We start from the raw sequence: 12736 nt of genomic DNA on the forward strand, positions 1-12736 counted from the left end.
AATCATGAAATTTTTTAAAAAAATATACCTTTTTCTTGTTCTTGCATTCGCTGTAAGCGGATGTACTGAACAGTATGTTTTTCAAAATACAGATTTTGAAAGTGCTCTTGTTGTTGAAGGTACAATTACAAATGAATTTAAAAATCAAACCATAAGAGTTTCTCAAGTATACCAATTGGAAGAAACAGGACCACGATTTGAAAAGGGTGCAAATGTTTATATCACAGATGACAAAGGAAATGAATATCAATTTGAAGAAAAAGATACCGTTTATGCTTCTATTTCAGCGTTTAAAGCAGAACCCGGCAGAAAATATCAGTTAAAAATTAAAACAAAAGAGGGCAAAAATTATACTTCTGATGAACAAACCTTAACTACAGAAACTAAAATAGAAAACATGACCGCTACAGTCGAAACTGTTCAGGGACAAAGAGGAGTTCAAATAAATGTAAACAGTTACGACCCGACAAATACTTCAAAATATTACAGATATGAGTACACTGAAACCTATAAAATAATTGCGCCTAAATGGGATTCCAGAAAAACTATCTTGCAAATGATTCCGGCTATTCCGCCAGATCCTGAAAATGATTTTCCTGGCAGTCCTGCCGGAGAAGCTATTTTAGTAGTTCCAAGAACAAGAGAAACCGAAACCTGCTTTTCAACCAAAAAATCAGATCAGGTTCTTTTAACCAACACAAGTGGTAATAGTGATGATCGTGTTCATTATCCTGTTCGTTTTATCAGCGATCAGAATTATATCATATCGCATCGCTATACTATTTTTGTAAAGCAGTATATTCAGAATTTATCTGCTTATACTTTCTATAAAACATTAAGAGATTTATCCACTTCCGGAAGTGTATTGTCTCCTAAACAGCCTGGATTTTTTTATGGAAATATAAAATCTGTCGAAAATCCTTCTGAAAAAGTTATTGGTTTCTTTGAGGTCTCTGCGGTTTCTTCAGAAAGAATTTACTTTAACTATAAAGACTTGTTTCCAAATGAGCCTCTTCCTCCATATTATGAAACCGATTGTGCACAAAGGGAGTTTTTAGATTGCGAAGGAGACCCGCCTTGTAGCGGAATCCCGTTGCGTTCTTCTATACGTTCTAATTCTTTGGTACACTATGCATCGGGCGCCAGTACTTATTTTATGGTAAAACCCGCTTGTGGAGACTGTACTTCATTTTCATCTAATATCGTTCCTCCATTTTGGGTAGATTAATTCTTAAAAACTTATGAAATATTTTATACTTAAAATATCTATTTTTCTTCTCTTAGTTACGGCTCTTACAGGCTGTACAGAACAATACGCTTTTAAAAGTAATAATTTTGAAAGTGCTCTTGTTGTTGAAGGTACTATTACAAATGAAATAAAAAATCAAACTATAAGAATTTCTCAGGTCTATCAATTGGATGAAACAGGTCCAAAATTTGAAACAGGAGCCAATGTCTTTGTTACAGACGATCAGGGAAATGAATATCAATTTGAACAAAAAGACACTGTGTATGCTTCTCTCGTACAATTTAAAGCTGAGCCGGGTAGAAAGTATCAGTTAAAAATTAAAACAAAAGAGGGCAAAAATTACACCTCTGACCAGCAAACTTTAACTACCGAAACCAAGATTGACAACGTTACAGCAACTGTTGAAACTGTTCACGGAGAAAGAGGTGTTCAGATCAATGTAAATAGTTATGACCCTACTAACACATCAAAATATTACAGATATGAATATGCTGAAACCTACAAAATAATAGCGCCAAGATGGTACTTTTTTAAAGCTGATGTTGTGTTCACCCCGGCAATACCTCCAGATCCTATGAATGATTTCCCAGGACAGCCTGCATCAGAGGGAATTGCAGTAACGCCCAGAACTGGCGAAAGTAAAACCTGTTACTCTACAAAAAAATCTGAGGATATTCTTTTAAACAATACTAGCACCCTTAGTGAAGATCGCGTACATTATCCGGTACGATTTATTAGCGATCAGAATTATATCATAACTCATCGTTATAGTATTTTCGTAAAGCAATATGTTCAGAATTTAGCAGCTTATACTTTTTATAAAACATTACGGGATTTATCATCTTCGGGTAGTGTCCTTTCTCCTAAACAACCAGGATTCTTTTATGGAAATATACAATGCGTTGAAAATCCTTCTGAAAAAGTCATTGGCTTTTTTGAAGTTTCTTCTGTTTCTTCAGAACGAATTTATTTCAATTATTCTGATTTGTTTCCAAATGAGCCGCCTCCTCCTTACTACGAAAGTGATTGTGAACCAGAACAATTTTACAATTGTGACCTTCCGGAACCTCCATGCCGGGGAGCAGCTTTACGCTCAATGATTCGTACAAGATCACGATTGCTTTTTTCATGGAACAATATGACCATTTATGATATGGTAAAACCAGCCTGTGGGGATTGCACCACTTTTTCATCTAATATCGTTCCTCCATTTTGGGTAGACTAATTTTTAAGAATTTATGAAACAACTTTCAACATACAGACAAACCTTAATTCTGGACTTAATGAAACGCTCTATAATTTTAATTGCAATTTTATTAAGCGCTTTTAGTTTTGCCCAGTCTCGTGTTAATGATAATTTAAAAACATCAACACAGGAAACTATTTTTCTTCACGCTAATACCTCGACTTTTCTTACAGGCGAAACATTATTTTATAAATTATATTGCTTAAATCCTCTTAACAACAAACCAAGTCAAATAAGCAAAATTGCGTATATTGAACTTGTTGATAATGAAAAAAAGTCTTTTCAAAAAAACAAAGTCTATCTTGAAAAAGGAATTGGAGCTGGCGACTATTTTATACCTACAACTTTAAAGACCGGTAATTACAAATTAATTGCCTACACCAAATGGATGCTCAACAATCCAAAATCACAAACTTTTGAAATCGATATTTTTATAATAAATCCTTTTCAAACGCAGGAGCCAAATGAAAATGTAACTTTTGACAGCACTCTAAAAAATAACATTTCATCATCTCAGGCGTATACTACTAATTCTTATGCCGATAATGAAAAAAGAATTGACTTTGAGTTTGACAAGGAAAGTTATTACACGAGAGAAAAAGCGACTTTAAAAATAAAATCATTAACTGAAACGATCGAAAAAGGTAATTACTCTGTTTCCATTAGAAAAACAGATCAAATTCCAACACTAAAACAAACCACGCCACAAGAATTTATCGCAAGAACCTCTGGTAGTTATGAAAACAATACCATTACTTCTTATGCTTATATTCCAGAATTAAGAGCTGAATTGATTACGGGTTCAATTGTATCAAAGAGTAATAATTCTGTAAGCAATAAATCGATCTCGCTTTCATTACCCGGAAAAGAATATGTATTAAAAATAGTTAAAACAAATTCGGATGGTAAGTTCGCATTTTTGCTGGATCATTTTCCAAATTTCTCAAGTGCAATTATGCAAATTCTTGACCCAAATCCTGCAGATTACAGTATTGTTTTAGATCCGCTTCCAACCTTTGACACCTCAAAATTAAAATTTTCATCAAAGCTAAATTTAACAGAGAATCTCAAAAGCGATATTGAAGATCGTTCAACAGCAAGCCAGATACAAAATGCTTATTATCAGACTAAAAAAGACAGCTTAGTTCAGGAAGCTGTCATTAGTCCTTTTTTCAACACGATAGAAAAAACATATATACTGGATGACTATACCCGTTTCCCAACTTTAAAAGAAAATGTAGTTGAAGTAATAATCGAGTTATACTACAGAAAAAACAATGGTAAATACCAATTGAGGGTTAGAAATGATCACAAAGACTTAGAATCTTATGGGCCTCCTTTAGTAATTGTTGACGGTCTTCAAATTCAGGATCCAAGTGACCTTTTCGAATATAATATGGGGAATGTTGACAAAGTCAGTCTTATTACAGAGCCTTATGTTTATGGGCCAGATTTGTACGGTGGTCTTATTAGTTTTGAAACCAAAAACAGCGATTTTGCCACTAACTACGTTAAAAAGTATTTAAAAACAACTGACATTCAAAGGCCTAATCCTGAAAAAGTTTATTACAATCCTGATTATAGTTCTGGAAACACCTTAAAAAGAATTCCGGATTACAGATATCAATTACTTTGGAAACCTAATTTAAAATTAGATCAAAAAGAAGATAATATTTCTTTTTACACTTCTGATTTAAAAGGAAATTTTGAGGTGGTTTTAGAAGGTTTTACAGAAGAAGGAAAACCGGTCTATGTTTCAAAAAACATTACCGTAAAATAGATGTTTCTGTAGTGCATAAATTTATTTTTTTACAATAGTTAAATTAAATCGGAAAGTATTTTACTCTTCCGATTTTTTTTATCTCTCTAATAATCAATACAAAATATCTTTTATAAATATAAAAAACATAAAAAATTAAATTATTTTTATTTAATTGTAACTTTTTTGATACTTCATACGTATAACCATTTGTACACTTAAAAATTGAGGAGACAAAAACATGAGACAACTTAAAATCACCAAGCAGGTAACTAATCGTGAAACTGCATCGTTAGATAAATATCTACAAGAAATCGGAAAAGTTGACCTAATTACCGCTGATGAAGAGGTAGAATTAGCACAAAGAATAAAAGCAGGTGATCAAAGAGCATTAGAAAAATTAACAAAAGCCAACCTACGTTTCGTTGTATCGGTTGCTAAACAATATCAAAATCAAGGATTAACTCTTCCTGACTTAATTAACGAAGGAAACTTAGGTTTAATTAAAGCTGCACAACGTTTTGATGAAACTCGTGGTTTCAAATTTATCTCTTACGCAGTTTGGTGGATTCGTCAATCGATCCTTCAGGCATTAGCAGAACAATCCCGTATCGTTCGTTTACCTTTAAACAAAATTGGTTCTATCAATAAAATCAACAAAATGTATGCTTTATTAGAGCAATCTAACGAGCGTCCACCTTCTGCTGAAGAAATTGCAAAAGAACTAGACATGACTGTAAATGACGTAAAAGAGTCTATGAAAAACTCTGGTCGTCACTTATCAATGGATGCACCTCTTGTTGAGGGAGAAGATTCTAACCTTTATGACGTTTTACGTTCCGGAGAATCTCCAAACCCAGACAGAGAATTAATTCACGAATCTTTACGTACTGAAATCGAGCGTTCGTTAGAGACATTAACTCCAAGAGAGGCAGATGTTGTTCGTTTGTATTTTGGTCTTGGCGATCAACACCCAATGACATTAGAAGAAATTGGAGAGACTTTCGACTTAACTCGTGAGCGTGTACGTCAGATTAAAGAAAAAGCAATCCGTAGATTGAAACATACTTCAAGAAGTAAAATCCTTAAAACTTATTTAGGTTAATATTAAAATATAAATTCCAATATATTTAAAATTCCAAATACCAATATAAAAGTTGGAATTTGGAATTTTATTCGAAAATTATAATATTTGGAATTTTAAAGCAAACAACAGTTTGATTGACTGTTCGTTTTTTGATTGATGATTGAAACTCCGGCTGATTACCGGAGTTTTTTATTTAAAGATATTTCTGTAAATACTCAAAACATCAAAAACCAAATACTTTTAAGGCTAAGAAGTTAAAGCCTACTGTTTTTTAAGCATGACTTTTTCCTGAGTAAATTGATATGCCGCTTCTAAGAATGCTATAATTTTACTCCAATTTGCATTAGGCTCGTAGTAGTTATTGTATTTTTTTGTGGCCTTAATTATCAGTTTATTATCTTCTAAAGAAGCCACACTAATAAATTCCCCCGTTGAATTTTGAACATTTTTATTTAATTTTTCGATTCCTGAAATTTTATATCCCGCAGGAATTTCAAAAACAATTTCATTTTCAAAAGCTCTCGGAAATGGCATGTATACATTGTTTTTTCGACCTGCTTCTTTTTTGTCAATTTCAACCTGATTGGTCAGCATTTTTCCAATTTCAACAATATAATTTTCGCCCGCTTTTTTTATAAAATTGTTCTTTATTTCAAATTCTTCCTCATACGAAACTGGTGAATTATCGCCATATCTACCCGTATTTGTAATTTTAATAATTGGGTTTTCAATCTCAAAATCAAATTCTCCCGAAAGAGATTTTTTCTCATCTTCTTTCTGTATATCTCTTAATTTGTTTTTCAGAGCATCAAACTCCTTGGTATATTGTTCGCGCTTGCTTTTACTCCCTACTTTATCAATAACTCTTTCTGTTCCATATTTTTGATAATCTTCATCTACATAATCATAAAACTTCAATTTCTCTCTTTGTTCATCACTCTTGAAATGCCCATAAAACGATGATGATCTTTTAACATTCAGGTTAGACAAATCAGAGCCCATTGATACATTCGTAACTACTTTTGCAACATTATCTTTAACTGTAGTTGACGGTAAATTCACTTCCTCTACATTTGCAATATTCCTATTATTAACGTAGTCCATTATATACCCTTTTGTATTTTCCAGATTATAATTAATTGTTCCAGGTATGGTATAAGGATCACAATATTCAAGATATAAAGGATTTGGTGTATTGATCCGCAATAACGGAGTCAGGTTTTTTTGAATTAATAAATCATCCAGAGAACCATTGTTCCTGGCCGTGGCCAGTATAATGTTGTAATCGACTTTAAACTCTTTCATATACGCCATGAAATAGTAAATAAACGACATTTCGTTAGCAAAGAAATTAGGATTTTTATACATCGCGTACGAATTAAAAATATCCGCCTCTTTAATTACTGCCGATTCAATATACTGTGTAAAATACTGATGTCTGGCAAATAAGTAAACTGCTTTTATTTTTTCTTCTTCATTTTCAAAGGTTTTTCCTTTCAAGAACTTTAGCGTTTCATCTAAATCAAAAACAGCATGAAATTTCTTTTCATAAGCATCGAAGATATCATCTTTATTAACTGTTTTTCTAAAAGTATTACGATCTTTTGGCAGAAAAACATCTGCATAAGCAGGTGTAGCATTACCAGATTTTCTTGAGAAAAACACCTGAAATTTATAACATGGCAGTTCTACTAAAGGATAAAACCATCTTGGAAATTCATTTTTATCAATATCATGAGCCGATAATTCGTATGATTTAGTATGCTTTTTTCCAGAACTAACTTCTTTTAATTCGGGAGCTCCATTGTATGTATTAAAACTCACGTAAAAATCCTCTTCTACCAAGAATTTCATTTTTCTATTCATAATAGGATAAACATCTCCTAATGTATTCTCAACTGGATCAAAACTTTGAATTTCACTAGCAAAAGGCTCATAAGAATAGTAATAATAATCTATAACATCTCCTATTTCCAGACTATTTATGGCTATTTTTTTCTGATCATCAACCTTCTTTGCGTCTTTATTGACATCAACTTCAATCTCATCTCCGTTTGGTTTAACAATTTTAATTCCTAAAAATGTTGTTCCTTCTTTATAACTGTATCCTTTTGTAGTTCTAAACTTGTCTTTGAATGAGAATTCAGAAAATTCTTTGACAGAAGTTTCGTCCTGAAGTTTTATTCTTTGTCTAAAAGCGCTTGTATACACTACTTTTACGCCAGAATTATGGTAATCATAATATTCATATTTATAAATAATAACGGCTGATTCATTTTTCCATTTATCTGGTGTTTTGGTCACCGTTTTAAAAGTATCTGATTTCCCCCAAAAGAAATCTTTTACTTCGGTTTTATCCTGTGAATAAGATGAGAAACAAATTGTAATAAAGAAAATAAGTAGTATTCTATTCATGCTGTTTTATGATTTGGTAAAAATTATTTGTTGGTTATAAATTGTTTTAAGATTTTTATTGAAGTCATTCCATTTTGCCATATCGGCCGTTTTCAGCACAGCATTTTTAAACACAAATTGTTTCTTGTAAACAATGTCTTTGCCAACCTGTTTAAAAGAAATCAGAATACTGAAATCTTCTTCATTTACGTTTAGATTTTCAGGTAGTTTACTCAGTTTATATCCAGCAGGAATCTCCAGAACGACATTAGATTCGTAATTTGTTTTATAATTGAGTTCGTAATTTGTTTTTCTGTCTTTAAATTCAAAATTTTTATATTCATCCATGTAAGCTAAGTCTACAAAAATATCATTATCAAATTTTGAAACTTTATTTTGAACATCTAAATCATAATTCAAAGAAAGTTTCAAATCTCTGTTTTTTAAATCTGAAGTTTTAATATTGCTGGCCGTAATATTTTTATCATTTCCGGAAAGGTATTTTTCTAGAGTCTCACCTTTTTTATTATTTTCAAAAGAATTAAAAATATTTAAAAATTCCGTTTTACTTTCACCTGAATAGGTTTTAGAACAGCTACCGCTCAATTTATCATTATCAACGATTAATCTGGCATTATAAATTTCTTTATTTAATTCGCTTCCCGAAACCGGAACTTTCTTAATAATAAATTTATCTCCATCTTCAATCAATACTTCCTTATTTTGAATTCTTTCTGCATCTTCTCCAAAAGAATTATACTTCTCTGTACCGTCTATAAAATAGGTTTTACCTTTATAAAACAACGTACAAATCATATGATTATCAACCGCAAGAGAAGGTGTTGTATAATCATACAAAATATGTTTAGTACCAATCCAGGTAAGTCTGGCGTCAAATCCTGCTAATTTTAGCATTTGTTTACTAAGGTTTGCCATTCCTTTGCAATCACCATATCTTTTTTCAAAAACATTTTGTGCTTCGTCTGGTTTAAAACCGGCAATTCCGTCTTCAAACGCTATGTATCTGATATTATCCTGTACCCAGTAATATATATTCTTGATTTTTTCTTCATCCGTTTTTGCTGAAGCTGTCAATTCTGTAACTTTAGCAGCCAGCAGGCTCGTATCATCTTTCATAGAATCTACTAATGATTTATACCATTTATATAAATCTGCCGTCGAATTAAAAAGCATTGTCTCCTTATCTTTATACTTAAATGATTTTGCAATAACCAGAACATGCGGATAGATATAACTTCTTCCCGGCGTTCTTTTTTCTTTATAAAAAGCATCAACATTTTCCAAAATATAGGTGTAAATTGTAGCACCATTTCTATCGTCACGTTTTTCCGTTTTAGAAACAGCTTTCCCTTCAAAATTAAATTCCTTTAATTCTAAACTTAACCAATCCGGAACTGTAACTGTAATCTCTTTTTTGATAACCGGATACTCATCATTAAAATACAAAGAGGTAAAATATTTAATATCACTATATTTTTTCTCAAGCTCATAAATATAGGAATAACCCTGAACCGGAAAATCTACATTCATATACTTTACACGGGCATCATTGTAAAACAAATCATTGTCCTTGTAAAACTGATCTTTTATCTCAAAACCGGTATTTTTTTGATTTCTATATTTCAGAATAAAACTTTCAATCGATGATTCATTATCATAAAACTCATATTTATTAATATCAGCTCTATGATTAATATTCATTAAGACTTCTCTGGTAGAATTTTTAACCACAACTTTAGCATCGCTCTTGTTAAGTTCAAAGGTTATATTTTCTTTACTTTCTAAAATGACAACATCATCTTTAGCATATTTTTCTCTAAGTGATTTTGCTAATTGAATGTCTTCTGGTGTAGGGTCTAATGCTTTTTGTCCATAGAGCATGTTTGCAGATAAAAAAAAAGTAATAATTGAAAGTAAAGGTATTTTCATTAGTAGGATTATTTGTCGCAATTTACAAAAAAACCCATACGAATCACTTATTTCTTATCTTTTGATTTACTAAATTCCTTCTTGTTTTTTATAATTAAAATAAGGGCAAATTTTTATTACATTACAAATAAATTTGGCAAAACGCAGCGTATATAAACTTATGAAAACTTTACAAAAATCTTTGCTCCCGATAGCTATCGCGATTGCGCTTAAAAATTTATCTTTGCAAAAACAACACACAACTACATAATGAAAAATACACTTATTGCTCCTTCTGTTCTTGCAGCTGATTTTGCTAATTTACAGCGTGATATCGAAATGATTAACAACAGCCAGGCTGACTGGTTTCACATTGATATTATGGACGGAGTTTTTGTTCCGAATATCTCTTTCGGAATGCCGGTTTTAGAAGCCATTTCAAAACATGCAAAAAAATATATTGATGTGCATCTAATGATCATTGATCCGGATCGATATATCAAAACTTTTGCAGACTTAGGAGCCAATGGTCTTACCGTACACTACGAAGCCTGCACACACTTACACAGAACTTTACAAGCTATTAAAGCTGAAGGAATGAAAGCTGGAGTTGCCATTAACCCACACACTAATATCGACTTATTAGAAGACGTTATAAATGATATTGACTTAGTTTGTATTATGAGTGTTAATCCAGGTTTTGGGGGCCAGTCGTTTATTGAAAACACTTATGCTAAAGTTGCTAAACTAAAGGCTTTGATTACACGCAAAAATGCTTCAACATTAATTGAAATTGACGGTGGTGTAACCAGTAAAAATGCAAAACAGTTAGTAGAAGCCGGAGCAGATGTTTTGGTTGCCGGGAGTTTTGTTTTTAAAGCCGAAAACCCTACACAAACTGTAGCAGAATTAAAAACTCTGACTACTTTTTCTAAATAAAAAGGAAAGCCCAAATAATTTTGGGCTTTCTTCTAATATCACATTTAAACCTGAACCTTACTTAGGTTCAATCCAATATGGGTTCACTTTAAGCTGTTCCACAATATACTGAATCACTTTTTGTGCTTTCAAACTGTTGCCAAATTTATCTAAGGGAGGTGAAATAACAGCTATTCCAAATTTACCCGGCACACTGTCAACATTCCTCCTCCAACACCACTCTTTGCCGGAAGACCAGAATTAAACAACCAAATACCCGAATTATCATAAAGACCGGCAGTTGCCATTACTGGCAAAGTATACATAATCGTTGTCTGACTCACAACTTTATTCTTTGTAACAGGATTCACACCCCCATTTGCAAGTGTAGCCGCCATGGTAGCAAGATCTTTTACATTTACATTCAATGCGCATTGTTTGGTATAAATATCAGTAGATTGTACTGGATCAAAATACATTCTGTCGTATGCCAACAACAAATGCGCTATAGCCTGATTACGTAAATTATCACTAGCCTCACTTACATATACCGGGCGGTTTATAGAAAGTTGTCTTCCTGCAAAATCACTTTGGATTTTCATAATTTCTTTCCATTTTGCTATTGAATCATTCCCTTTCACAAGGCTTGTTGCAGCAATCGCACCGGGATTTACAAGTGGATTAATTTTATCTCCTTTATGCATTTCTACGGCTACAATAGAATTAAATGGCAATCCGGTCGCATCTACACCTATTTTTTCTTGCAAAACCTGAGGGCCATAATCTTCAATTACCTTTGCCATTGTAAATACTTTTGATATACTTTGTATAGAAACCATAGAATTTATATCACCTTTAGTATATACAGTTCCATCTGTAGTGACTATCGCAATACCAAAAATATTGGGATCTACATTCGCAAGTTCTTTAATATAGTCAGCATTTTTACCTTCATTTAAATCTTTAAATTTATTGTAGGCATCGTTTAAAACTTTTTCTATATTTTGCTTCGTTAACGTTTTTTGGCTATAGCCCTGGTTTATAGTGAAAATAATCATCAAAACAGCAAAAATATTTTGTTGTTTTATTCTAAAAAAAATGTAATCCATGATAGTTTTTATTTAATGTTTGCCTCTTAAATAGGGCAAACAAAATTACCCATAATTTTTTCGTAGTGGAACATTTTCTTCAATATATACAAAACAAATATTATCAGCGATTTATCCCCTTTTAAAACAAAAAAAGAAGAAATCATACTTAAAAGACAACTGAACATATTCCTGTTTTCTACTCTTTTTATAGTGGATTGAATAATTACAATTAAAAGCTCTTACTAGTTTTTAAGTTTTTTAGATTCGGAAAGAAATCAATTCCGGTCATTTTCTCTAACGTTTCGATAGGAACTACAAAATCATAAATAGGCTTATCACTGTCTTCATTTGGAACCAGAAAAGCAATTGCTTTGTGTTCTTTTCCGGATTTAGCCACAACAATTTTATAAAAATACTCTGGGACAGAAACTTTTTCTGTTCCGATTTTTTTATCAGAATCTTTCAAAATCCCGCCTGTTACAACATAAATATCATTATATTTCCCAGCCCAATAACGTGTTTTTTGCTCTATTCTATTCCAGATTCCGCTGTTGAAATCATGTTTTTGAGGCGAAATATTTGAGGTGTAAAATGTATCATTATAGGTATCCTCATTGAACTCCATGTCACCAGCCGGACAAAGATGTCCTTTATCATACCCGGATTTTTTATAGTTTCTCCAGTCTGCCGAACCCGTTGTTACTTTTGGATCTTCAATAAAATACGGACGCTTATAATCCTTATTCTTCAAATAATCCTTTTTTAATTCATAAGCAACCCACTCAGCCTGCTCAAATTTTTCATTATACGAAAGTGTATAATACTTGTGCTTTACAATTTGTCCCGTTGTTGAAGTTGGCAAATATGCAACTGTGTATAAAGAATCAGTACTGTTTTGCACTGATGTAAAAGACGTTTGTTTTTCCTCCTCTATCTTCGTTTCAATATTTTCTTTTTTACAGGAAAACAATACAAAACCAATCAAACCTAAGACAATATAATTCTTCATCTACTTTATTTTTAATAAACTTACAAAAAAACGCTCCATAAATTTTAAATCTAT

General features: G+C 32.0%; 8 protein-coding genes and 1 pseudogene. 5 read left to right on the plus strand and 4 right to left on the minus strand.

Going from position 1 to position 12736, the window contains the following annotated elements:
* The first annotated feature begins 4 nt into the window (after positions 1–4).
* The 4 genes from OLM51_RS00625 (at position 5) to OLM51_RS00640 (ending at position 5359) form a co-directional block, all read left to right on the plus strand.
* Positions 5–1228, plus strand: coding sequence for a DUF4249 domain-containing protein (locus OLM51_RS00625; protein WP_264552502.1), 1224 nt, complete (start codon positions 5–7; stop codon positions 1226–1228).
* Positions 1229–1241: 13 nt separating this feature from the next.
* Positions 1242–2474: a DUF4249 domain-containing protein gene (locus OLM51_RS00630; protein WP_264552503.1), complete on the plus strand. Its 1233-nt coding sequence runs from the start codon at positions 1242–1244 to the stop codon at positions 2472–2474.
* A gap of 13 nt (positions 2475–2487) precedes the next feature.
* Positions 2488–4275, plus strand: coding sequence for a hypothetical protein (locus tag OLM51_RS00635; RefSeq protein WP_264552504.1), 1788 nt, complete (start codon positions 2488–2490; stop codon positions 4273–4275).
* A 220-nt stretch (positions 4276–4495) separates the two neighbouring features.
* The gene (locus OLM51_RS00640; protein ID WP_007804760.1) at positions 4496–5359 is read left to right on the plus strand and encodes an RNA polymerase sigma factor RpoD/SigA; all 864 of its coding nucleotides are present in this window, start codon (positions 4496–4498) and stop codon (positions 5357–5359) included.
* A gap of 243 nt (positions 5360–5602) precedes the next feature.
* Here the strand turns inward: OLM51_RS00640 and OLM51_RS00645 are convergent, their stop codons facing one another.
* Positions 5603–7756: a hypothetical protein gene (locus tag OLM51_RS00645; protein WP_264552505.1), complete on the minus strand. Its 2154-nt coding sequence runs from the start codon at positions 7754–7756 to the stop codon at positions 5603–5605.
* 6 nt (positions 7757–7762) lie between these two features.
* Positions 7763–9685: a transglutaminase domain-containing protein gene (locus OLM51_RS00650; RefSeq protein ID WP_264552506.1), complete on the minus strand. Its 1923-nt coding sequence runs from the start codon at positions 9683–9685 to the stop codon at positions 7763–7765.
* A gap of 249 nt (positions 9686–9934) precedes the next feature.
* Between OLM51_RS00650 and rpe the strand changes: the two genes are divergently transcribed.
* On the plus strand, positions 9935–10603 hold the full coding sequence (rpe, locus tag OLM51_RS00655; RefSeq protein ID WP_264552507.1) for a ribulose-phosphate 3-epimerase: 669 nt from the start codon (positions 9935–9937) through the stop codon (positions 10601–10603).
* A gap of 57 nt (positions 10604–10660) precedes the next feature.
* On the opposite strand, the pseudogene glsA reads toward rpe, so the two are convergent.
* Together glsA and OLM51_RS00665 are read right to left on the minus strand one after the other, a co-directional pair.
* Positions 10661–11691 (minus strand): annotated as a pseudogene (gene glsA / locus OLM51_RS00660) (glutaminase A).
* 211 nt (positions 11692–11902) lie between these two features.
* Positions 11903–12682 carry a DNA/RNA non-specific endonuclease gene (locus OLM51_RS00665; protein WP_264552509.1) on the minus strand — a complete coding sequence of 260 codons (780 nt, stop codon included), beginning with the start codon at positions 12680–12682 and terminating at the stop codon, positions 11903–11905.
* Positions 12683–12736 lie beyond the last annotated feature (54 nt).

The sequence above is a fragment of the Flavobacterium sp. N2038 genome (genome assembly GCF_025947185.1).
Lineage (GTDB): Bacteria > Bacteroidota > Bacteroidia > Flavobacteriales > Flavobacteriaceae > Flavobacterium.